This is a genomic window from Streptomyces noursei (genome assembly GCF_016917755.1).
GTDB classification, from domain to species: Bacteria; Actinomycetota; Actinomycetes; order Streptomycetales; family Streptomycetaceae; genus Streptomyces; species Streptomyces yunnanensis.
The window spans coordinates 3,062,416-3,084,151 of the sequence record NZ_CP070326.1 but is presented as its reverse complement, the minus strand read 5'-3'; the positions used below and the strand labels follow the sequence as shown (position 1 = coordinate 3,084,151).

The window sequence follows — 21,736 nt, the reverse complement described above, 5'->3', positions numbered from 1 at the left end:
CGCTGCCATGACCACGGGAACCACCGGCACCGCCGCGCCGGACCTCGACACCTTCCGCACGCTCGCCAAGGACCGACGGGTCATCCCCGTCACCCGGCGCCTCCTGGCGGACGGCGACACCCCGGTCGGCCTCTACCGCAAGCTCACCGCCGAGCGCCCCGGCACCTTCCTGCTCGAATCCGCCGAGAACGGCCGTACGTGGTCGCGATACTCGTTCATCGGCGTGCGCAGTGCCGCGACGCTCACCGCCCGCGACGGGCAGGCCCACTGGCTCGGCACCCCGCCGGTCGGCGTCCCCACCGACGGCGACCCGCTCGCCGCGCTGCGCGCCACCGTCGAGACCCTGCACACCCCTCGCGACCTCATCGAGGGCGAGGGGCTGCCCCCGTTCACCGGCGGCATGGTCGGCTACCTCGGCTACGACGTCGTGCGCCGCCTGGAGAAGGTCGGCGAGCACACCACCGACGACCTCGGCCTGCCCGAGCTCACCATGCTGCTCACCTCCGACCTCGCCGTGCTGGACCACTGGAGCGGCACGGTCCTGCTGATCGCCAACGCGATCAACCACAACGACCTGGCGACCGGCGTCGACGAGGCGTACGCGGACGCGGTGGCCCGGCTGGACGCGATGGCCGACGACCTCGCCCGCCCCGCGCCCGCCAGCGCCGCAGCCCTCCCGCCGTCCGCCGTGCCCCCGTACACCGGCAAGTGGGGCGCCGACTCCTTCATGGCCGCCGTCGAGGACGTCAAGGAGCGCATCCGGGCCGGCGAGGCGTTCCAGGTGGTGCCCTCCCAGCGGTTCGAAACGCCCTGCACGGCAAGCGCGTTGGACGTCTACCGCGCGCTGCGGGCCACCAACCCCAGCCCCTACATGTACCTCTTCCGCTTCGAGGGCGCGGACGGCCGCCCCTTCGACGTGGTCGGCTCCAGCCCCGAGGCGCTGGTCAAGGTCGAGAACGGCCGGGCGATGGTGCACCCGATCGCCGGCACCCGCCCGCGCGGCGCATCCGTCCAGGAGGACCAGGCGCTCGCCGACGAGCTGATGGCCGACCCCAAGGAGCGCGCCGAGCACCTGATGCTGGTGGACCTGGGCCGCAACGACCTGGGCCGGGTCTGCGAACCGGGCAGCGTCGAGGTCGTCGACTTCATGTCCGTCGAGCGCTACAGCCACGTCATGCACATCGTCTCGACGGTCACCGGCACGGTCGCCGCCGACCGCACCGCCTTCGACGTGCTCACCGCCTGCTTCCCCGCCGGCACCCTCTCCGGCGCCCCCAAGCCGCGCGCCCTGCAGATCATCGAGGAGCTGGAGCCGACCCGGCGCGGCCTGTACGGCGGCTGCGTGGGCTATCTGGACTTCGCCGGCGACTCCGACACCGCCATCGCCATCCGCACCGCCCTGCTGCGCGACGGCACCGCCTACGTCCAGGCCGGCGCCGGCATCGTCGCCGACTCCGACCCGGTCGCCGAGGACACCGAGTGCCGCAACAAGGCCGCGGCCGTCCTCCGCGCCGTCCACACCGCCAACCACCTGGGGAAATGATCCCGCGCACCCCCGCGCGCCGGCCCGCCCCGGCCGGTAGGCGATAGTGGTACGCGTGAGTGCCGCACCCCAGCCCCGTACCGACACCGAGCCGGCCCCGACCCCGGCCCGGCCCGCGCGCAGCGCCAAGCGCTCCCTCGCCCTGGCGCTGCTGCTCGGCGCCGCCGGCGCCGGCCTGGCGCTGCTGGCCTCCGGCCGCATCTGGGCCCGGGGCACCGCGGTGCTGGCCCAGGGCGAACTGCCGCGCACCGTGACCGGCGCCGACGTGACCGGGGTGCCCGGCGCGCTGGCGGTGGTCGGCCTGGCCGCCCTGGTCGCGGTCTTCGCGGTCCGCCGGGTCGGCCGGATCGTGGTCGCCGCGCTGCTGGCCCTCAGCGGCCTGGGCGTCATCGTCGCCGCCGCGCTCGGCAACGCCGACACCTCGGCGCTGCGCGAGAAGGCCGCCGACGCGGTCGGCCTGGCCGGCGCCGATGTGCATCACGTCACCCACACCGTCTGGCCCTGGGTGGCTGCCGCCGGCGGCCTGCTGCTGCTCCTGGCCGGGGTGCTGGCCCTGGTCTTCGGCCGCTCCTGGCCCGCGATGTCGGGCCGGTACGAGCGCACCCCCGGCGGCGCCCGCGGCCCGCGGCGCGCCCCGGCGGCGCCGGACCTGGAGCGCCCCGAGGAGATCTGGAAGTCCCTGGACCGCGGCGAGGACCCCACCCGGTAAGAGGGTCCCGTCCGGCATCGGTGACAATGGACGACGACATTCGCGCGCCCGGACCCCGGCGCGACAGAGCAACGAGGAGCACTCCATGTCGAGCAGTGGCCACGGACACACCCCCGCCGCCTGGACCGGCGTCATCATCGCGTTCATCGGCTTCTGTGTGGCCGGTGCCTTCATCGTGATGGCCAACGTGGCCGGCTTCTGGGCGGGCATGGTGCTGATCGCCGCCGGTGCCGTCGTGGGTGGCCTGATGCGCGCCGCCGGTATGGGCCAGGAGCCCAAGCGCTCCGCCAAGGTCGCCCCGGCCAAGGCCCAGCCCCAGGAGGGCTGAGCCCCGCTCGTCGGGAACCCGAAGGCGCTGCTTCCCGCCGCGTACGGCCCGTGCCCCCGCACGACCCGTGCCCCGTACGGCGGCCGAGAAGCTGCGCCTTCTCGCGTCCGGTAGCACCATCGGCACCGTGAGCGATCCCGTGGTCCCGCTGCGACCGGACGTCTCCCGCGGCCCGGTGCGCCGGCTCGCGGCACCGGTCGGCGCCCTGGCGGCGGTGGCCGCCGCCTTCACCTGGGTCGGCGTGATCGACCCCAACGAACCCGGCCACTACCCGGTCTGCCCGCTGCGGCACCTCACCGGCCTGCTCTGTCCGGCCTGCGGCGGGCTGCGCAGCGCGCACGCCATCGCGCACGGCGACCTGCTCGCGGCGCTCGCCGCCAACGCCCCCGCGGTGGCCGGGTACGTCGCGTTCGCGCTCTTCTGGCTGGTCTGGCTGGCCCGCGCGGCGCGCGGGCGGCCCACCGCGGGTCCGCGGCCCCGACCGGCCCACTGGTGGGCGCTGGGCGCCCTGCTGCTGGCCTTCACGGTCGTCCGCAACCTCCCCTTCGGCGCCGGGCTGCGCCCGTGAGGCGCGGCGCGCGGTGCGGCCCGGCTCGCCCCCGGGGCGAACCACCGGGAATCCCGGAGATGTCCAGGTTCTGGGATCACGGTCAACCGGATGCGGGACCTGACCCCGGCGGCGGATACCATCGGAGAACCGGCCGGGGCAGTGGTTGAGTCCCACAGGTCGCTGTCCACCTCCACCGTGCAGATAGGAGGCCGCTCGCGTGAGCGTGCTCGATGAGATCATCGACGGAGTCCGCGCCGACCTCGCAGAGCGGCAGGCGCGCGTCGGCCTCGACGAGCTCAAGGAACGGGCCCGCAAGGCGCGACCGGCCAAGGACGGCGTCGCCGCGCTGAAGGGCGAGGGCGTCCGGGTGATCTGCGAGGTCAAGCGCTCCAGCCCGTCCAAGGGCGCGCTGGCCGCGATCGCCGACCCCGCGGGCCTGGCCGCCGACTACGAGGCGGGCGGCGCCGCGGTGATCTCCGTCCTCACCGAGCAGCGCCGGTTCGGCGGCTCGCTGGCCGACCTGGAAGCCGTCCGCGCCAAGGTGGACATCCCGGTCCTGCGCAAGGACTTCATCGTCACCGCCTACCAGCTCTGGGAGGCCCGGGCCTACGGCGCCGACCTCGTGCTGCTGATCGTCGCGGCGCTGGAGCAGGAGGCGCTGGTCTCGCTGATCGAGCGGGCCGAGTCGATCGGGCTGACGCCGCTGGTCGAGGTGCACGACGAGGACGAGGTGCAGCGCGCGGTGGACGCCGGCGCCCGGATCATCGGGGTCAACGCCCGCAACCTCAAGACCCTGGAGGTCGACCGGGGCACCTTCGCTCGGGTCGCCCCCGAGATCCCCGACCACATCGTCAAGGTCGCCGAGTCCGGCGTGCGCGGCCCGCACGACCTGATCGCCTACGCCAACGAGGGCGCCGACGCCGTCCTGGTGGGCGAGTCGCTGGTCACCGGCAAGGACCCCAGGACCGCGGTCGCCGACCTGGTCGCGGCCGGCTCCCACCCGGCGATCCGGCACGGCCGGGACTGACCCCGGCCACCCGAGGACAGGGCAGACCGAGATGACCGCCGCCCCCCGCCGCCCCGTGGCCAAGCTCGTCCGCTCGCGACGTCGTTCGAGCGGGGGGTCGCCGAACGCGCTGCCCTCGTGGCACCGTGGCTGCCGGGCACCCGGCCGGCGGATCCGGGGACGCCGGGTCCGGTACCACATCGGCTCCGAACCGGGCCAGATCAACGGGATGCGATGGCGTCCGGGGACCGTGCGCTGAGGCGCCGTCCCCGTAGCGGCGGCGCGTCACTGCGCACAGCAGTCGTCACCTCATCCCGATAAACCGGACCTCCGGGGCGGTACGCCCTGGTTGAGGAGTGCCCAGATGTCCTCCGAAAGTTCCCGTTTCTTCCTTCCCGATCCGGAAGGCCAAGTGCCCAGCGCCGAGGGCTACTTCGGCGCCTTCGGCGGCAAGTTCATCCCCGAGGCGCTGGTCGCCGCGGTGGACGAGGTCGCCGCCGAGTACGAGAAGGCCAAGGCGGACCCCGCGTTCGCCGCCGAGCTCGACGACCTGATGGTCAACTACACCGGCCGGCCCAGCGCGCTCACCGAGGTGCCGCGGTTCGCCGAACACGCCGGCGGGGCCCGGGTGTTCCTCAAGCGCGAGGACCTCAACCACACCGGCTCGCACAAGATCAACAACGTGCTGGGCCAGGCGCTGCTCACCAAGCGGATGGGCAAGACCCGGGTCATCGCCGAGACCGGCGCCGGCCAGCACGGCGTCGCCACCGCCACCGCCTGCGCCCTCTTCGGCCTCGAATGCACCATCTACATGGGCGAGGTCGACACCCAGCGGCAGGCCCTGAACGTCGCCCGGATGCGGATGCTCGGCGCCGAGGTCATCGCCGTGAAGTCCGGCAGCCGCACCCTCAAGGACGCCATCAACGAGGCGTTCCGCGACTGGGTCGCCAACGTCGACCGCACCCACTACCTCTTCGGCACGGTCGCCGGCCCGCACCCCTTCCCGGCCCTGGTCCGCGACTTCCACCGGGTCATCGGCGTCGAGGCCCGCCGTCAGATCCTGGAGCGCACCGGCCGGCTGCCGGACGCCGCCCTGGCCTGCGTCGGCGGCGGCTCCAACGCCATCGGCCTGTTCCACGCCTTCCTGCCCGACACCGGCGTCCGCCTGATCGGCTGCGAGCCCGGCGGTCACGGCATCGAGACCGGTGAGCACGCCGCCACCCTCACCGAGGGCACCCCCGGCATCCTGCACGGCTCCCGCTCCTACGTCCTCCAGGACGAGGACGGCCAGATCACCGAGCCGTACTCGATCTCGGCCGGCCTGGACTACCCCGGCATCGGCCCCGAGCACGCCTACCTCAAGGACGTCGGCCGCGCCGAGTACCGCGCGGTGACCGACGACGCGGCGATGCAGGCCCTGCGGCTGCTGTCCCGCACCGAGGGCATCATCCCGGCCATCGAGAGCGCCCACGCGCTGGCCGGCGCCCTGGAGGTCGGCCGGGAGCTGGGCCCCGACGGCCTGCTGCTGGTCAACCTCTCCGGGCGCGGCGACAAGGACATGGACACCGCCGCCCGCTACTTCGGGCTCTACGGCAACGACGACCAGACCGGCGAGGGGGACAAGTGATGGCGGGCAACATCGAACTCCTGACGTCCGTCCTGGCGCAGGCCCGCGCCGAGGACCGGGCCGCGCTGGTCGGCTACCTCCCGGCCGGCTTCCCCACCATCGACGGCGGCATCCGGGCCATGACCGAGATGCTGGACGGCGGCTGCGACATCGTCGAGGTCGGGCTGCCGCACAGCGACCCGGTCCTGGACGGCCCGGTGATCCAGACCGCCGACGACATCGCGCTGCGCGCCGGCATCCGGATCACCGACGTGCTCCGCACGGTCCGCGAGGTGCACGCCGCCACCGGGGCGCCGGTGCTCTGCATGACGTACTGGAACCCCGTCGACCGCTACGGCGTCGAGCGGTTCGCCGCCGACCTCGCCGAAGCGGGCGGCGCCGGCTGCATCCTGCCGGACCTCCCGGTCGAGGAGTCCGAGGTCTGGCGGAAGGCCGCCGAGCAGCACGGCCTGGCCACCGTCTTCGTGGTGGCGCCGAGCAGCCGGGACGAGCGGCTGGCCAAGATCACCGCGGCCGGCAGCGGCTTCGTCTACGCCGCCTCCCTGATGGGCGTCACCGGCACCCGCGCCTCCGTCGGCCGCGAGGCGGAGGACCTGGTGGCCCGCACCCGTGCCACCACCGACCTGCCGGTCTGCGTCGGGCTCGGCGTCTCCAACGCCGAGCAGGCCCGTGAGGTGGCCGCCTTCGCCGACGGTGTGATCGTCGGCTCGGCGTTCGTCAAGTGCCTGCTGGCGGCCGACGGCGACATTGACGCCGGACTCGCCGCGGTGCGGACCCTCGCCGGCCAACTCGGCGACGGCGTGCGCCGGCGCGGCGCGACCCGGGACTGACCCCGGCGGGATCGTCCGATCGAGCGAACCTCGGAGCGGAGGGGTGCGACTGCGCCCCTCCGCTTCGTTGTCCACGGGCGTGAACCAGAAGAACCAAGACGGCCAGAACCGTGACGGAACGAGCAGCGCCCGCGAGCGGCTGCAGGCCCAGCGCATCAAGGAGAAGTCGCGCGCCCGGCGGGTCCGCCAGGCCGTCGTAGGCGGCGCGGTGGTGGCGGCGCTCGCGGTGGCCGGCGGGGTCGCCGTGTGGGTGTCCTCCGGCGGCGGGTCCGGCAGCACCGCCGAGACCGCGTTCGCCCTCCCCAAGAAGGCCAGCGACGGCAACAAGCCCGCCGTCCCGGTGGGCGCGCCCGGCGCGCACTCCACCCTCGTGGTCTGGGAGGACTTCCGCTGCCCGGCCTGCCAGCAGTTCGAGACCGGCTTCCGCCCGGTGATCCACCAGCTCCAGGACTCCGGCCAGCTCAAGGTGGAGTACCACCTCGCCACCCTCATCGACGGCAACGCCGGCGGCTCCGGCTCGCTGAACGCCGGCAACGCCGCCCTGTGCGCCCAGGACGCCGGGAAGTTCCGCGACTACCACGACGTCCTCTACTCCCACCAGCCGCCCGAGCAGCAGGACCGCTTCAGCGACAAGAAGTACCTGATCCAGCTGGCCGGGAAGGTCGGCGGCCTGGCGTCGCCCGCCTTCACCAAGTGCGTCAACGACGGCCGGTACGACGCCTTCGTCCGCAAGTCCAACGAGGCGTTCACCAGCGCCGGGTTCCGCGGCACCCCGACCGTCCTGCTCAACGGCAAGGACCTCGCCCAGGTCCAGGGCGGCCGGGTCACCCCGGCCGAGCTCAAGAAGATGGTCCTGGAGGCCAACAAGGGCAAGCAGCCCGGCAAGGGCTGACCCGCCGGGCGGCCGGTACGGGCCGCCGTCCGGACGGGGTCGTTACGCAGCCGTTGCCGGGCCGGGTTGTCGTCAACCCGGCCCGGCGCGGTAGCGTCGGTCCTGCCATGGACCTCGCATTCATTCCCAGCCCGTCGGTCGGTGTCGTCCACCTCGGCCCGATCCCGCTGCGCGGCTACGCGTTCTGCATCATCATCGGCGTGTTCGTCGGCGTCTGGCTCGGCAATCGGCGCTGGGTGCAGCGCGGTGGCCGCACCGGCACCGTCGCCGACATCGCCGTCTGGGCGGTGCCCTTCGGCCTGGTCGGCGGGCGCCTCTACCACGTCATCACGACGTACGAGCCGTACTTCGGCAAGAACGGCCATCCGCTCGACGCCTTCAAGGTGTGGCAGGGCGGCCTCGGCATCTGGGGCGCGGTCGCGCTGGGCGCGCTCGGTGCCTGGATCGGCTGCCGCCGCCGGGGCATCCCGATGCCGGCCTACGCCGACGCGCTGGCGCCGGGCCTGGCCATCGGGCAGGCGATCGGCCGCTGGGGCAACTGGTTCAACCAGGAGCTGTACGGCAAGCCCACCGACCTCCCGTGGGCGCTGAAGATCGACCCGGACCCGGCCATCGGCCGCATCGGCGGCACCTACCACCCGACGTTCCTCTACGAGTCCCTGTGGTGCCTGGGCGTCGCGGCGCTGGTGATCTGGGCGGACAAGCGCTTCCGCCTCGGCCACGGCCGGGTCTTCGCGCTCTACGTCGCCGCCTACTGCACGGGCCGCGCCTGGATCGAGTACATGCGGGTCGACGAGGCGCACCACATCCTGGGCATGCGGCTGAACGTCTGGACCGCGCTGATCGTCTTCGTCCTGGCGGTCGTCTACATGATCGTCTCGTCGAAGAAGGCCCCGGGCCGCGAGGAGATCGTCGAGCCGGAGTGGCAGCTCGGCGAGGGCGCTCAGAACGGCGCCGAGGGCACCGGAGCCGGCAAGGGCGTCAAGCTGGACAAGGCTGATACGGCCGAGAAGGTCGAGAAGTCAGAGACGTCAGACAAGGCCGAGAAGATCGATAAGGCTGACGAGGGCGCCGACGGGGACGCCGAGGGCTCCGCGGCCGTGGGGAAGAAGGGCGCCCCGGCCGACGGGAAGGGCGAGGACGCGACCGGCGCCGAGCGTGCCGACGGTTCCGCGTCCGGTTCCGCCAAGGCCGCCGGGAGCGCCGGCGGCGCGAAGTCCTGACGCCGGCGAAGGCCATCCAGCCGACCGGAGCGCCGGGCGGACCCGTTCACCGCGGGACCGCCCGGCGCTCCGCCGTGTCCGCCGGCGGACGCCGGCCGGCGCGCCGTCAGCGCCCGCTGGCCTCGGTCGGCGCCGTCCGCGCCGCGATGGCGCCGAACGCCTGCTCGTGGCGCAGCTGCCGGGCCCGGTCGCGGGCGAACACCTCGCGGGTGACGGCGGCCAGCGCGGTGGCCGGGGCGTGCAGGTCGAGCCGGCTGGCCCGGGCGACCTCGGTGCTCCACTCGGCGGGCACCGCCGCCGCGCCGCGGAGGGCGCCGGCGAGCGCACCGGCCATGGTGGCGATGGCGGCGCAGTCGCGCCCGTAGTTGACCGCGCCGAGCGCGGTGGCCCGGTAGTCGCCGTCGGCGACCAGCAGCATGCCCAGGGCGATGGGGAGTTCCTCGACGGCGTGCAGCCGGGAGGGCCGGCGGGCGCCCAGCGACGGTTCGCGGTAGTCGGGGCCGACGGTGTCGAACGGGGCGACCGCGGCCCGCAGCGGGACCAGCGCGGACTCGTAGTCGGTGTGCGGCGCGGCGACGTCGCAGACCGCCTCGATCGCCGCCCGGGTGCCGTCCTTCGCCAGCCGCAGCGCGTGCCCGACGACCGAGGCCGCGGTGGCGTCCGGCAGGAACGCGGCGGCCACCGAGGCGGCGAACACCCCCGCCGCCTCCCGGCCGTAGGAGGACTGGTGGGCGGCGGAGATGTCCAGTGCCTCGGCGTAAGCCCGGTCCGGATTGCCGGCGTTGACGACGCCGACCGGCGTCATGTACATCGCCGCACCGGAGTTGACGATGTTTCCGACGCCGGCCTCGCGCGGATCGGCGTGCCCGTAGTGCAGCCGCGCCACGATCCACTTCTCGGCGAGGAAGATCCGCTGCAACGGCAGCGCCTCGGCCTCCAGTTCGGGGATCCAGCGGGGCGTGCCGATCAGGTCGGGGACGAGATGGTCGGCGACGTCGTAGGCGTCGAGGTGGTCGCGGACCGTCTCGTAGACGCGGACCAGCGCATGGGTCATCAGGGTGTCGTCGGTGATGTGGCCGTCGCCCTTGTGGTACGGCGCGAGCGGCCGGGCGGTGCGCCAGTCCGCGTGGAACGGCCCGACGATGCCCTCGATCCGGCCGCCGTGCCGGGCCACGATCTGTTCCGGCGTCAGGCCCTCGACCGGCCCGCCGAGGGCGTCGCCGACCGCGGCCCCGACGAGCGCGCCGGCCGCCCGGTCCTCCAGCTGGGGGACCTCGGGCGGCGGGGCGGTCGGCCCGGCCGCCGGGGCGTCGTCGTACGGCGCCGGGAGCCGGGCCGGGTCCGGTGGTTCCGGGTCCGGTTGCGTCGCGGTGGCGGTGGTGGTGTCCGTCATCGGGGAGTCCTTTCACGGGATCGAGGGGGCGAGGGGGCTGCGGGGATCGGGGGTGGGAGGGCGTGCGGGCGGTCCGGCCGGAGGGGCCGGCTGCGGCCGTCGCGCGGCCCGGCATCCCGGTATCCGTCCCCCGCGGCGGTGCGGCTCTCCTGTCCGGGGCGGCAGGGTCACCCGGTCGACCGTGCCGAGCGGTGCCCGAGGGCCACCGGAAGCCCTCGTGAGCCAGATCACAAGCTCCTCGCTCCGACAAAACCCCAGGTCAGCGGGGTAAGTTCGGCCTTCCTTGCTAGCGGAGGAGGGCAATTCGCGCATAACTTCGAGGCGTTGGAGGGGGAAGAGCCGCCATCGGCCCACACCTCGCAGAGCAGGGAGCAGGTCTCGATATGTCGGTCATGGAGATCATGGACACGGCCGCGCCGACCCACGTGGCGCACCGCGACAACCACACCCACCGTGATGTCAACGGTGGCTGGCTGCGTCCCGCGGTCTTCGGCGCGATGGACGGCCTGGTGTCCAACCTCGCCCTGATGACGGGAGTGGCCGGCGGCGCGGTGTCGCAGCAGACGATCGTGATCACCGGCCTGGCGGGGCTGGCGGCCGGCGCGTTCTCGATGGCCGCGGGGGAGTACACCTCGGTGGCTTCGCAGCGTGAGCTGGTGGTCGCGGAGCTGGACATCGAGCGGGCCGAACTGCGCAAGCACCCGAAGGACGAGCAGGAGGAGCTGGCGGCCCTCTACGAGTCCCGCGGGGTGGAGCCGGAGCTCGCCCGGAAGGTGGCCGAACAGCTCTCCCGCGACCCCGAGCAGGCGCTGGAGATCCATGCGCGCGAGGAATTGGGAATCGACCCGTCGGACCTTCCTTCTCCGGCTGTTGCCGCCATTTCCTCCTTTGGTTCCTTTGCTCTGGGCGCGCTTCTGCCTGTCCTTCCTTACCTGTTGGGGGCCAGTGCGCTCTGGCCGGCGGTGCTGCTGGCGCTGCTCGGGCTCTTCGGCTGTGGCGCCGTGGTGGCGCGCGTGACGGCCCGTTCGTGGTGGTTCAGCGGGCTGCGTCAACTGGCTCTGGGCGGCGCCGCGGCGGGCGTGACGTACGGTCTCGGCGCGCTGTTCGGAACGGTGATGGGTTGACGTCCCATTCGGGTGACCGCATCATGGCCGCATTACCGAGCGGTTTCGGTTTGTTGACGACCGGGCATAAGGCCCTGGCGTCGCGGGCAATGTCGCCCGCCGAACGCCGCCGCAGAGGGCGGCTCCCAGTCCGAGAAGAAGCGGCCGTCCGCATCCCCAGATATCCCGGCTCATCGCCGGTGCGGTGTCCGAATGTTGGAAGGCATCTTCCGCTTTTCGAGAAGCGAGCCATCCTGTAACCTGCACGAAATTTCGCGGAGGGCCAACGTCGTCCCTCGGCAACGCCTATGCCACGACGACGTTGGGAGAGCCGATGCGCTTCGCGTCCACGCACTCCGCGACCACCAGCAGCGCCGCCGCCGCTTGGTCGCCCATGGACGGGCGCCCCGCCCAGCAGGGGATGTACGACCCGCGCAACGAGCACGACGCCTGCGGCGTCGGCTTTGTGGCCACCCTCACCGGTGAGGCCAGCCACGCCCTGGTCGAACAGGCCCTGACGGTGCTGACCAACCTGGAGCACCGCGGCGCCACCGGCTCCGAGCCCGACTCGGGCGACGGCGCGGGCATCCTGCTCCAGATCCCGGACGCGTTCCTCCGCGAAGAGGTCACCTTCGAGCTCCCCGCGGCCGGCTCCTACGCCGCCGGCATCGCCTTCCTGCCCTCCGATGCCCACGAGGCGGCCGACGCCGTCTCACGGATCGAGACGCTTGCCGGTGAGGAGGGCCTCACGGTCCTCGGCTGGCGGGTCGTCCCGGTCGCCCCGCAGCTGCTGGGCAACGGCGCCCGTGCCACCATGCCGGCGTTCTCCCAGCTGTTCGTCGCGGACCGGCGCAGCGTCGCCGACGGCGGGGACACCGGGCTGGCGCTGGACCGCAAGGCGTTCGCGCTGCGCAAGCGCGCCGAGCGGGAGGCCGGGGTGTACTTCCCCTCGCTGTCCGCCCGCACGATCGTCTACAAGGGCATGCTGACCACCGGCCAGCTGGAGCCCTTCTTCCCGGACCTGTCCGACCGCCGGTTCGCCACCGCCGTCGCGCTGGTCCACTCGCGGTTCTCCACCAACACCTTCCCGAGCTGGCCGCTGGCCCACCCGTACCGCTTCGTCGCCCACAACGGCGAGATCAACACGGTCAAGGGCAACCGCAACTGGATGCGCGCCCGCGAGTCCCAGCTGGCCAGCGCGCTGTTCGGCGACGGGGCCCCGGAGAACCTCGACCGGCTCTTCCCGGTCTGCACCCCGGACGCCTCCGACTCCGCCTCCTTCGACGAGGTCCTGGAACTGCTCCACCTCGGCGGGCGCTCGCTGCCGCACGCGGTGCTGATGATGGTCCCCGAGGCGTGGGAGAACGCCACCGCCATGGACCCGGCCCGGCGGGCCTTCTACCAGTACCACTCCACGATGATGGAGCCCTGGGACGGCCCGGCCTGTGTCACCTTCACCGACGGCACCCAGGTCGGCGCGGTCCTGGACCGCAACGGTCTGCGCCCGGGGCGCTACTGGGTCACCGACGACGGCCTGGTCGTGCTCTCCTCCGAGGTCGGCGTCCTGGACATCGACCCGGCCAAGGTCGTCCGCAAGGGCCGCCTCCAGCCCGGCAAGATGTTCCTCGTCGACACCGCCGAGCACCGCATCATCGAGGACGACGAGATCAAGGCCCAGCTGGCCGCCGAGCACCCCTACCAGGAGTGGCTGGACGCCGGCCTGATCGACCTGGCCGACCTGCCCGAGCGCGAGCACATCGTGCACACCCACGCCTCGGTCACCCGCCGCCAGCAGACCTTCGGCTACACCGAGGAAGAGCTCCGGGTCATCCTCGCCCCGATGGCCAAGGCCGGCGCCGAGCCGATCGGCTCGATGGGCACCGACTCGCCGATCGCCGCGCTCTCCGAGCGCCCCCGGCTGCTCTTCGACTACTTCACCCAGCTCTTCGCGCAGGTCACCAACCCGCCGCTGGACGCCATCCGGGAGGAGCTGGTCACCTCCCTGGTCTCCTCCCTCGGCCCGCAGGGCAACCTGCTGGAGCCCACCGCGGCCTCCTGCCGCAGCGTGACCCTGCCGTTCCCGGTCATCGACAACGACGAGCTGGCCAAGCTCGTCCACATCAACGCCGACGGCGACATGCCCGGCATGAAGGCCGTGACCCTCGCCGGCCTCTACCGGGTCTCCGGCGGCGGCGAGTCGCTGGCCGCCCGGATCGAGGAGATCTGCGCCGAGGCCGACGCCGCCATCGCCGACGGCGCCCGGCTGATCGTGCTCTCCGACCGGCACTCGGACGCCGAGCACGCGCCGATCCCGTCGCTGCTGCTGACCGCCGCGGTCCACCACCACCTCATCGCCACCCAGACCCGCACCCAGGTCGGGCTGCTGGTCGAGGCCGGCGACGTCCGCGAGGTGCACCACGTCGCGCTGCTGATCGGCTACGGCGCCGCCGCGGTCAACCCGTACCTGGCGATGGAGTCCGTCGAGGACCTCGTCCGCGCCGGCACCTTCCTGCCCGGCGTGGAGGCCGACACCGCCATCAAGAACCTGATCAAGGCGCTCGGCAAGGGCGTCCTGAAGGTGATGTCCAAGATGGGCATCTCCACCGTCGCCTCCTACCGCGGCGCGCAGGTCTTCGAGGCCGTCGGCCTGGACGACGCGTTCGTCGCGAAGTACTTCCACGGCACCGCCTCCAAGATCGGCGGCGCCGGCCTGGACGTCGTCGCCAAGGAGGTCGCGGCCCGGCACGCCAAGGCGTACCCGGCGTCCGGCATCGCCGCCACCCACCGTGCGCTGGAGATCGGCGGCGAGTACCAGTGGCGCCGCGAGGGCGAGCCGCACCTCTTCGACCCGGAGACCGTCTTCCGGCTCCAGCACTCCACCCGGGCACGCCGCTACGACATCTTCAAGCAGTACACCGAACGGGTGAATGAGCAGGCGGAGCGGCTGATGACGCTGCGCGGTCTGTTCTCCTTCGCCGCGGACCGCCCGTCGATCCCCCTGGACGAGGTCGAGCCGGCCTCCGAGATCGTCAAGCGGTTCTCCACCGGCGCGATGTCCTACGGCTCGATCTCCCGCGAGGCCCACGAGACCCTCGCGATCGCCATGAACCAGCTCGGTGCCAAGTCCAACACCGGTGAGGGCGGCGAGGACCCGGAGCGCCTGTACGACCCGGCGCGCCGCTCCAGCATCAAGCAGGTCGCCTCCGGCCGCTTCGGCGTGACCTCCGAGTACCTGGTCAACGCCGACGACATCCAGATCAAGATGGCCCAGGGCGCCAAGCCCGGCGAGGGCGGCCAGCTGCCCGGCCACAAGGTCTACCCGTGGGTCGCCAAGACTCGGCACTCCACCCCGGGCGTCGGCCTGATCTCGCCGCCGCCGCACCACGACATCTACTCCATCGAGGACCTCGCCCAGCTCATCCACGACCTGAAGAACGCCAACCCGGCCGCCCGCATCCACGTGAAGCTGGTCTCCGAGGTCGGCGTCGGCACGGTCGCGGCGGGCGTCTCCAAGGCGCACGCCGACGTGGTCCTCATCTCCGGCCACGACGGCGGCACCGGCGCCTCCCCGCTGACCTCGCTGAAGCACGCCGGCGGCCCCTGGGAGCTCGGCCTGGCCGAGACCCAGCAGACCCTGCTGCTCAACGGCCTGCGCGACCGCATCGTGGTGCAGACCGACGGCCAGCTGAAGACCGGCCGCGATGTCGTCATCGCCGCGCTGCTGGGCGCCGAGGAGTTCGGCTTCGCCACCGCGCCGCTCGTCGTCTCCGGCTGCGTCATGATGCGCGTCTGCCACCTGGACACCTGCCCGGTCGGCATCGCCACCCAGAACCCGGTGCTGCGCGAGCGGTTCAGCGGCAAGGCCGAGTTCGTCGTCAACTTCTTCGAGTTCATCGCCGAGGAGGTCCGCGAGCTCCTCGCCGAGCTGGGCTTCCGCAGCCTGGACGAGGCCGTCGGCCACGCCGAGGTCCTCGACGTCGCCCGGGCGGTGGACCACTGGAAGGCCCAGGGCCTGGACCTCGCCCCGCTGCTGCACGTCCCCGACCTGGCCGAGGGCGCGGTCCGCCACCAGATCACCACCCAGGACCACGGTCTGGAGAAGGCGCTGGACAACGAGCTGATCAAGCTCGCCGCGGACGCGCTGTCCGCGGACACCGCCGAGGCCGCCCAGCCGGTCCGCGCCCAGGTCGCGATCCGCAACATCAACCGCACCGCCGGCACCATGCTCGGCCACGAGGTCACCAAGAAGTTCGGTGGCGCGGGCCTGCCCGACGACACCATCGACCTCACCTTCACCGGTTCGGCCGGCCAGTCGTTCGGCGCGTTCCTGCCCCGCGGCATCACCCTCCGCCTGGAGGGCGACGCCAACGACTACGTCGGCAAGGGCCTGTCCGGCGGCCGGATCGTGGTCCGCCCGGACCGTGGCGCCGACCACCTCGCCGAGTACTCCACCATCGCCGGCAACACCCTCGCCTACGGCGCCACCGGCGGCGAGCTGTACCTGCGCGGCCGGGTCGGCGAGCGGTTCTGCGTCCGCAACTCCGGTGCCACGGTGGTCTCCGAGGGCGTCGGCGACCACGGGTGCGAGTACATGACCGGCGGCCACGCCGTCGTCCTGGGCGAGACCGGCCGCAACTTCGCGGCGGGCATGTCCGGCGGTACCGCCTACGTCATCGACCTCGACCCGGACAACGTCAACAAGGAGCTGGCCGACGCGGTCCGCCCGCTCGACGCCACCGACAAGCAGTGGCTGCACGGCGTCGTGCGCCGCCACCAGGAGGAGACCGGCTCCACCGTCGCCGAGAAGCTCCTCGCAGACTGGGACGCGGCGGCCGCCCGCTTCCGCAAGGTCGTCCCGGCCACCTACCAGGCAGTGCTCGCCGCCAAGGACGCCGCCGAGCGAGCCGGGCTCTCCGAGTCCGAGACCCACGAGAAGATGATGGAGGCGGCGACCAATGGCTGACCCCAAGGGCTTCCTGAACCACGAGCGCGAGATCGCCAAGACCCGCCCCGTCGAGGAGCGCGTCAAGGACTGGAGCGAGGTCTACCAGCCCGGCTCCCTGCTGCCGATCATCACCAAGCAGGCGTCGCGCTGCATGGACTGCGGCATCCCGTTCTGCCACAACGGCTGTCCGCTCGGGAACCTCATCCCGGAGTGGAACGACTACGCCTACCGCGAGGACTGGACCGCGGCCAGCGAGCGGCTGCACGCGACCAACAACTTCCCGGAGTTCACCGGTCGGCTGTGCCCCGCGCCCTGCGAGGCGGCCTGCGTGCTGGGCATCAACCAGCAGCCGGTCACCATCAAGAACGTCGAGGTCTCCATCATCGACAAGGCGTGGGATGCCGGTGACGTCACCCCGCAGCCGCCGGAGCGACTCTCCGGCAAGACCGTCGCGGTCATCGGCTCCGGCCCGGCCGGCCTGGCCGCCGCCCAGCAGCTGACCCGCGCCGGCCACACCGTCGCCGTGTACGAGCGCGCGGACCGCATCGGCGGTCTGCTCCGCTACGGCATCCCCGAGTTCAAGATGGAGAAGCGGCACATCAACCGCCGCATCGAGCAGATGCGCGCGGAGGGCACCAAGTTCCGCACGGAGGTGGAGATCGGCCGGGACATCGACGCGGCCAAGCTCCGCAAGCGCTACGACGCGGTGGTCGTCGCGGCCGGCGCCACCACCTCCCGCGACCTCCCGGTGCCCGGCCGTGAGCTGAACGGCATCCACTTCGCCATGGAGTACCTGCCGCTGGCCAACAAGGTGCAGGAGGGCGACCTGACGGTCGCGCCGATCAGCGCCGAGGGCAAGCACGTGGTCGTCATCGGCGGCGGCGACACCGGCGCGGACTGCGTCGGCACCGCGCACCGCCAGGGCGCGGCGTCGGTGACCCAGCTGGAGATCATGCCCAGGCCCGGCGAGGAGCGGAACGCGGGCCAGCCCTGGCCGACCTTCCCCATGCTCTACAAGGTCACCTCCGCGCACGAGGAGGGCGGCGAGCGGGTCTACTCGGTCTCCACCACCCACTTCGAGGGCGACGAGGACGGCAACGTCCAGTGGCTGCACCTGACCGAGGTGGAGTTCAAGGACGGCAAGCTGGAGCAGAAGCCCGGCACCGAGCGGAGGATCCCGGCCCAGCTGGTCACCCTCGCGATGGGCTTCACCGGCACCGACCAGCAGAACGGCCTGGTCGAGCAGTTCGGGCTGGAGCTGGACGCGCGCGGCAACGTCGCCCGCGACGCGGACTTCGCCACCAACGTCCCCGGTGTCTTCGTCGCCGGTGACGCCGGTCGCGGCCAGTCGCTGATCGTGTGGGCCATCGCCGAGGGCCGCTCCGCCGCCCGCGGTGTGGACCGCTTCCTCACCGGAGCCAGCGCCCTGCCGGCTCCGATCAAGCCGACGGACCGCGCCCTGGCGGTGTGAGCGTCCGTCACCGGATGTCCCGTACAGCGTCGTACGGAGGCACGGGGACCGGGTGAGAGCCCGGCCCCCGTATGGCGGCGCCTGTTCCCTCCACCCCGACCGGAGGGCAGGCGCCGCGCTGTCTTTTCCGGGGCCGGCGGGACCTTGCGGACACGCCCTAGTGGTCCCGCTGGGTGGGGAAGCGCCGCCCCAACTGCCGGGCCATCTCCCGGGCGGGCACCGGGACGGGCTCCGGCGGGGGAGTGACCGGCGGCCGGAAGTCGTGCACCGGCGCCCGCCAGGCCGATACATCGATGCTGCCGTCGCCCAGCGGCAGCACCCAGCGCGGGTCCGCATGGACCCGCAGCACCTGCGCCTCGATCTGGCTCCAGGCGCCGTCGGTCATCGTCCGTTCGCCGACCCGGCGGGCCTCCAACTGCACCGGGCAGTGCGCCAGTCGGGGCGGCCGGACCAGCTCGGACGGCTCCGTCCACGGCGCCTCCGGCTCGGCGCCGCCGCCCTCCGCCCCCTCCTGCGCCGCGGCCCCTTCGGGCGGCAGGTTGAAGACAACGTCGGGGCGTACCGCGAGGTTCTGCGCGGTGCGCCCCCGGGCGGGCAGCCAGACGCTCACCACCGGCCCGAGGTCCCACCGGATCTGCAGCGCGACCAGCACGAACGTCCCGTCGTCGTTCTCCGTGGACAGCAGCGCCGGCACGACCGAACTGCTTTTCTCCAGCGCGGATTTCATACTCCTGAGGATAGAAGCCGGACGATTCGGCGCTCACCGAAGTGTTATATGTGATTACGCTCTGCACATGATTCGATGGGACGCCGATCACGAAAGCACTGCGGAAACTCCCGATCTGGCCGCCCTCGCGGCGCTGCTCGCGGACCGTACCCGCGCCGCCATCTGCATCGCCCTGCTCGACGGCGGCACCTGGACCGCCGGCGAGCTGGCCGAGTACGCCGGGGTGGCGCCGTCCACCGCGACCGAGCACCTCAACCTCCTGGTCGCCGGCGGCCTGTTGGCCGAGGAGCGGCAGGGGCGCCGGCGCTACGTCAGACTGGCCGGGCCGGACACCGCGGAGACCCTGGAGAACCTCGCCGGGCTCGCCCCCTACCGCCAGGTGCGGATCCGCTCGTTGGCCGAGGCCAACCACCGTCGGGCCCTGCACCACGCCCGCACCTGCTACGACCACATCGCCGGGGCGCTCGGGGTGGCCCTGGCCGAGACGATGCTCGAACGCGGCCTGCTGGTGCGGGAGTACGGGCTGGAGCTGACCACCGCCGGCGCCGCGTGGCTGGCCGACCTGGGCATCCCGCACGCCGGGCAGTCGCCGGCCCACCGGGCGCACGTGCGCACCTGCCTGGACTGGACCTCGCGCCGCCAGCACCTGTCCGGTGCGGTCGGCGCCGCCCTTTACCGGCACGCGCTGGAGCACCGCTGGATCATCAAGGCCCCGGCCAGCCGCATCCTCGCGGTCACCGAGGTCGGCAGGGCCGCCTTCCGGGAGCGGCTGGGGCTGCCAGACGAGGTGCTCACGCCCACGCCGGCGACCCCTCTGTCGCGCGACCGCACGGAGGTCAGTCCTCGCCGACCTGGGTGATCCGGTCGTCGCCCAGGCGGTGCTGGACGTCCAGGAGGAGGATCCGCAGCAGCCCGGTCAACTGCTCCTGCTGTTCGGGGGAGAGCGCCTGGAGCAACTCGGCCTCGCGGCCCAGTACTTGGTCGACGGTGGACTCGACGACGTCGTGGCCGGTCGGGGTCAGTTCGACCAGCACGCTGCGCGGGCGGCCCTCCCCGGGCCGGCGGGTGACCAGGCCCTCGCGTTCGGCGCGGGCCACCCGCTGGGAGATCGCCCCGGCGGTGACCATGGAGCGCCGGCTCAACTCCCGGGTGCTCAGGGTGTACGGGGGGCCGCTGCGGCGCAGCACGCTCAGCAGGTCGAGGGTGGCGATGTCCACCCCGGCGCGGTTGAGCACCCGGCGCCGGTCGTCGCCCAGCAGCTTCGCCAGCCGCCAGATGGGCGTGACGATCCCGATGGAGGAGACCGGCGTGCCGGGGCGCTCGCGCTGCCAGGCGGCGGCGATCTCCTCCACGGGATAGGCGGAGTCGGGGGGCGCCGGGCGGCCGTCGCCGTCCTGCGCCTGGGGTTCGCTTGCCACCGGACCTCCCGGGAGTGTTATGTTCAGGTCTAAATTTAGCTCTGAACATAGAGTTGCGGGCTATGTATTTAGACCTAAAAATTACGGACGGAGCCCAGCATATGGCACGCACCATCCTGATCACCGGCGGCGGCACCGGCATCGGACGCGCCCTCGCCGAGCACTTCGCGGCCCACGGCGACCGCGTCGTCATCACCGGCCGGCGGCCCGGCCCGCTCAAGGAGGCCGCGGACGCCCTCGCCGGGGCGACCGCCGCGGTCTGCGACCACACCGACCCCGCGGCGCTCCACCGGCTCGTCGCCGAACTGCCCGAGCGCCTCGACGTCCTGGTCAACAACGCCGGCGGCCAGACCGACTTCGACGCCGACGGCGCCACCGACCTGGCCTCCTACGCCCGGGACTTCCGCGCCAACCTCGACGCCAACCTGCTCAGCGCCGCGCTGACCACCCGGGCCGTCGACGACCGGCTGGCGGCCGGCGGCGCGGTGATCCACATCGGGTCCATCGCCGCCGACCAGGGCTCCGGCTCCTACGGCGCGGCCAAGGCCGGACTCGCCTCCTGGAACATCGACCTGGCCCGGACCCTCGGCCCGCGCGGGATCACCGCCAACGTGGTCTCGCCCGGCTACATCGCGGGCACCGAGTTCTTCCGCGACCAGCTCGCCGACGCGCGCCGGGAGCACCTGATCGCGGCCACCGCCACCGGTCGGCCCGGCACCCTGGACGACATCACCGGCGCGGTCGCCTTCCTGGCGTCGCCGGCGGCCCGGCACATCACCGGTCAGGTGCTGAACGTCAACGGGGGCGCCTACCCCACCCGTTGACACCGGGTCGGCGCGACGACCGGCCCGTCAGGCGCCGTCGCCGGCCACCAGACGGGCCGGGAAGCCGCCGGTCGCGATCGGGCCCCAGCGCCGCGGCGTCACCCGGATCAGGGACTTGCCCTGCTTGCGCATCGCGGCACGGTACTCGTCCCAGTCCGGGTGCTCGCCGGCGATGTTCCGGTAGTACTCGACCAGCGGCTCGATGGAGTCCGGGGCGTCGATCACCTCGGCCTCGCCGTCGACCTGCACCCACGGCCCGGTCCATTCGTCGGACAGCACGAGCACGCTGACCGACGGGATCCGGCGGACGTTGCGGACCTTCGCCCGCTCCGGGTACGTCGACATCACCAGCCGACCGGAGTCGTCCACCCCGCAGGTCAGCGGCGAACCCTGCGGGGTGCCGTCGGAACGGCGGGTGAGCAGGATCGCGCGGTGCCGCGGGCGGACGAACTCCAGCAGCTCGGACAGTTCGACACGGGTGGTGGTGGCGATGGAAGGGCTCATGGCGCGAGCCTAAGGGTTGTTCCCCCCGATCGGGCCGGAGCGGGAAGTGGTGTCCGGCCGCCGTGGTCAGCCCGTCAGCAGGCGCTTGCCGGTGGCCGCGTCCACCACCGTGCGGCCCGCCAACGGGCCGTCCAGCCGGATCTTCGCCCGGTCCGTGGCCAACTGCTCGGTGCACATCCCCTTGGGGTTCTTCTTCCTGCCCCACCCCGAGACCACGACCAGCTCCTTGGACTCCCGCACCCGGGCGCCGTAGCCCGCGTCGCAGGCGCTGTGGCCGACGGTCACCGTGAACTCCCTGGCGTCCGGGCTCTTGGGGCGCTCGGCGCCGGCCAGCGGCAGCAGCGCCTCCTGGCGGCCGGGGACGGGGGAGACCTTCGGCCAGTCCCGGACGATCTGCGCGGCCCGTTGGTCGAAGGCGTCCGGGGCGTGCTGCGGCGGAGAGGTGTGCACCGCCTGGGTGGCCCGGCCGCAGCCGGAGAGCGCGACGGCGCCGGCCGCGGCGAGGGAGACGGCCAGGGCGGTCGCACGGGTGCGCGGGCGGGTGCGGTGGACGGTGTGCGGCATGACGTGCCTCCTCGGGTCGGTCGCGGATGGGACGTGTCAGGGGCACGATGGGTTCCTGCCCCCCCGTCACACAGCGCGC

At 73.0% G+C, this 21,736-nt stretch carries 20 protein-coding genes; 15 read left to right on the top strand and 5 right to left on the bottom strand.

The annotated features are described in order from the left end of the window. Nucleotides 1-7 precede the first annotated feature (7 nt). The 10 genes from JNO44_RS13630 (at nt 8) to lgt (ending at nt 8,708) form a co-directional block, all read left to right on the top strand. On the top strand, nt 8-1,543 hold the full coding sequence (locus JNO44_RS13630) for an anthranilate synthase component I (RefSeq protein ID WP_205364291.1): 1,536 nt from the start codon (nt 8-10) through the stop codon (nt 1,541-1,543). Between the two features lie 55 nt (nt 1,544-1,598). Continuing rightward, nucleotides 1,599-2,252 (top strand): TIGR02234 family membrane protein, encoded by a 654-nt coding sequence (locus JNO44_RS13625; RefSeq protein ID WP_205364289.1) that lies wholly within the window; start codon nt 1,599-1,601, stop codon nt 2,250-2,252. Nucleotides 2,253-2,337: 85 nt separating this feature from the next. After that, entirely contained in the window at nt 2,338-2,580 is a 243-nt protein-coding gene (locus tag JNO44_RS13620) for an HGxxPAAW family protein (RefSeq protein WP_073445087.1), read from the top strand. 127 nt (nt 2,581-2,707) lie between these two features. Beyond that, nucleotides 2,708-3,148 carry a DUF2752 domain-containing protein gene (locus JNO44_RS13615; RefSeq protein WP_205364287.1) on the top strand — a complete coding sequence of 147 codons (441 nt, stop codon included), beginning with the start codon at nt 2,708-2,710 and terminating at the stop codon, nt 3,146-3,148. Nucleotides 3,149-3,347: 199 nt separating this feature from the next. Continuing rightward, nucleotides 3,348-4,157, top strand: a complete 810-nt coding sequence (trpC, locus tag JNO44_RS13610; protein WP_205364285.1) for an indole-3-glycerol phosphate synthase TrpC — start codon at nt 3,348-3,350, stop codon at nt 4,155-4,157. 31 nt (nt 4,158-4,188) lie between these two features. After that, nucleotides 4,189-4,395: a tryptophan biosynthesis modulator TrpM gene (gene trpM / locus JNO44_RS45150; RefSeq protein ID WP_420882642.1), complete on the top strand. Its 207-nt coding sequence runs from the start codon at nt 4,189-4,191 to the stop codon at nt 4,393-4,395. Between the two features lie 105 nt (nt 4,396-4,500). Further along, nucleotides 4,501-5,763: a tryptophan synthase subunit beta gene (gene trpB / locus JNO44_RS13605; RefSeq protein WP_073445084.1), complete on the top strand. Its 1,263-nt coding sequence runs from the start codon at nt 4,501-4,503 to the stop codon at nt 5,761-5,763. Beyond that, entirely contained in the window at nt 5,763-6,593 is an 831-nt protein-coding gene (gene trpA, locus JNO44_RS13600) for a tryptophan synthase subunit alpha (protein ID WP_067352702.1), read from the top strand. Before trpB ends, trpA begins: the two co-directional genes overlap by 1 nt. A 79-nt stretch (nt 6,594-6,672) precedes the next feature. Further along, nucleotides 6,673-7,485, top strand: a complete 813-nt coding sequence (locus JNO44_RS13595; protein ID WP_205364283.1) for a DsbA family protein — start codon at nt 6,673-6,675, stop codon at nt 7,483-7,485. 107 nt (nt 7,486-7,592) lie between these two features. Then, nucleotides 7,593-8,708 carry a prolipoprotein diacylglyceryl transferase gene (lgt, locus tag JNO44_RS13590; RefSeq protein WP_205364281.1) on the top strand — a complete coding sequence of 372 codons (1,116 nt, stop codon included), beginning with the start codon at nt 7,593-7,595 and terminating at the stop codon, nt 8,706-8,708. 106 nt (nt 8,709-8,814) lie between these two features. Here the strand turns inward: lgt and JNO44_RS13585 are convergent, their stop codons facing one another. Further along, nucleotides 8,815-10,101 carry an ADP-ribosylglycohydrolase family protein gene (locus JNO44_RS13585; RefSeq protein WP_240167534.1) on the bottom strand — a complete coding sequence of 429 codons (1,287 nt, stop codon included), beginning with the start codon at nt 10,099-10,101 and terminating at the stop codon, nt 8,815-8,817. A 392-nt stretch (nt 10,102-10,493) separates the two neighbouring features. Between JNO44_RS13585 and JNO44_RS13580 the strand changes: the two genes are divergently transcribed. The 3 genes from JNO44_RS13580 (at nt 10,494) to JNO44_RS13570 (ending at nt 17,620) form a co-directional block, all read left to right on the top strand. Beyond that, the gene (locus tag JNO44_RS13580) at nt 10,494-11,225 is read left to right on the top strand and encodes a VIT1/CCC1 transporter family protein (RefSeq protein WP_189858352.1); all 732 of its coding nucleotides are present in this window, start codon (nt 10,494-10,496) and stop codon (nt 11,223-11,225) included. Between the two features lie 313 nt (nt 11,226-11,538). Then, nucleotides 11,539-16,167: a glutamate synthase large subunit gene (gene gltB, locus JNO44_RS13575; protein ID WP_205364279.1), complete on the top strand. Its 4,629-nt coding sequence runs from the start codon at nt 11,539-11,541 to the stop codon at nt 16,165-16,167. Beyond that, on the top strand, nt 16,160-17,620 hold the full coding sequence (locus tag JNO44_RS13570; protein WP_205364277.1) for a glutamate synthase subunit beta: 1,461 nt from the start codon (nt 16,160-16,162) through the stop codon (nt 17,618-17,620). Before gltB ends, JNO44_RS13570 begins: the two co-directional genes overlap by 8 nt. A 157-nt stretch (nt 17,621-17,777) precedes the next feature. Here JNO44_RS13570 and JNO44_RS13565 read toward each other — a convergent pair whose 3' ends face one another. Then, nucleotides 17,778-18,347 (bottom strand): hypothetical protein, encoded by a 570-nt coding sequence (locus tag JNO44_RS13565; protein WP_205364276.1) that lies wholly within the window; start codon nt 18,345-18,347, stop codon nt 17,778-17,780. A 67-nt stretch (nt 18,348-18,414) separates the two neighbouring features. Here JNO44_RS13565 and JNO44_RS13560 point away from each other — a divergent pair, with 67 nt between their 5' ends. Next, complete coding sequence (locus JNO44_RS13560) at nt 18,415-19,206, top strand: ArsR/SmtB family transcription factor (protein WP_205364275.1); 792 nt, start codon at nt 18,415-18,417, stop codon at nt 19,204-19,206. Here the strand turns inward: JNO44_RS13560 and JNO44_RS13555 are convergent. After that, entirely contained in the window at nt 19,184-19,765 is a 582-nt protein-coding gene (locus JNO44_RS13555) for a MarR family winged helix-turn-helix transcriptional regulator (protein ID WP_205364274.1), read from the bottom strand. The genes JNO44_RS13560 and JNO44_RS13555 overlap by 23 nt on opposite strands. Nucleotides 19,766-19,866: 101 nt before the next feature. Between JNO44_RS13555 and JNO44_RS13550 the strand changes: the two genes are divergently transcribed. After that, entirely contained in the window at nt 19,867-20,589 is a 723-nt protein-coding gene (locus JNO44_RS13550; protein ID WP_205364273.1) for an SDR family NAD(P)-dependent oxidoreductase, read from the top strand. A 27-nt stretch (nt 20,590-20,616) separates the two neighbouring features. On the opposite strand, the gene JNO44_RS13545 is transcribed toward JNO44_RS13550, so the two are convergent. Further along, nucleotides 20,617-21,093, bottom strand: a complete 477-nt coding sequence (locus JNO44_RS13545) for a PPOX class F420-dependent oxidoreductase (RefSeq protein WP_067352723.1) — start codon at nt 21,091-21,093, stop codon at nt 20,617-20,619. Nucleotides 21,094-21,159: 66 nt separating this feature from the next. Then, nucleotides 21,160-21,657 (bottom strand): hypothetical protein, encoded by a 498-nt coding sequence (locus JNO44_RS13540; RefSeq protein ID WP_205364272.1) that lies wholly within the window; start codon nt 21,655-21,657, stop codon nt 21,160-21,162. Between the last annotated feature and the right edge of the window lie 79 nt (nt 21,658-21,736).

Coding starts and splice junctions, on each gene's coding strand:
- JNO44_RS13630 (WP_205364291.1), top strand. CDS start 8: ATGACCACGGGAACCACCGGCACCGCCGCGCCGGACCTCGACACCTTC.
- JNO44_RS13620 (WP_073445087.1), top strand. CDS start 2,338: ATGTCGAGCAGTGGCCACGGACACACCCCCGCCGCCTGGACCGGCGTC.
- trpM (WP_420882642.1), top strand. CDS start 4,189: ATGACCGCCGCCCCCCGCCGCCCCGTGGCCAAGCTCGTCCGCTCGCGA.
- trpB (WP_073445084.1), top strand. CDS start 4,501: ATGTCCTCCGAAAGTTCCCGTTTCTTCCTTCCCGATCCGGAAGGCCAA.
- trpA (WP_067352702.1), top strand. CDS start 5,763: ATGGCGGGCAACATCGAACTCCTGACGTCCGTCCTGGCGCAGGCCCGC.
- lgt (WP_205364281.1), top strand. CDS start 7,593: ATGGACCTCGCATTCATTCCCAGCCCGTCGGTCGGTGTCGTCCACCTC.
- JNO44_RS13585 (WP_240167534.1), bottom strand. CDS start 10,101: ATGACGGACACCACCACCGCCACCGCGACGCAACCGGACCCGGAACCA.
- JNO44_RS13580 (WP_189858352.1), top strand. CDS start 10,494: ATGGAGATCATGGACACGGCCGCGCCGACCCACGTGGCGCACCGCGAC.
- gltB (WP_205364279.1), top strand. CDS start 11,539: ATGCGCTTCGCGTCCACGCACTCCGCGACCACCAGCAGCGCCGCCGCC.
- JNO44_RS13570 (WP_205364277.1), top strand. CDS start 16,160: ATGGCTGACCCCAAGGGCTTCCTGAACCACGAGCGCGAGATCGCCAAG.
- JNO44_RS13565 (WP_205364276.1), bottom strand. CDS start 18,347: ATGAAATCCGCGCTGGAGAAAAGCAGTTCGGTCGTGCCGGCGCTGCTG.
- JNO44_RS13560 (WP_205364275.1), top strand. CDS start 18,415: ATGATTCGATGGGACGCCGATCACGAAAGCACTGCGGAAACTCCCGAT.
- JNO44_RS13550 (WP_205364273.1), top strand. CDS start 19,867: ATGGCACGCACCATCCTGATCACCGGCGGCGGCACCGGCATCGGACGC.
- JNO44_RS13545 (WP_067352723.1), bottom strand. CDS start 21,093: ATGAGCCCTTCCATCGCCACCACCACCCGTGTCGAACTGTCCGAGCTG.
- JNO44_RS13540 (WP_205364272.1), bottom strand. CDS start 21,657: ATGCCGCACACCGTCCACCGCACCCGCCCGCGCACCCGTGCGACCGCC.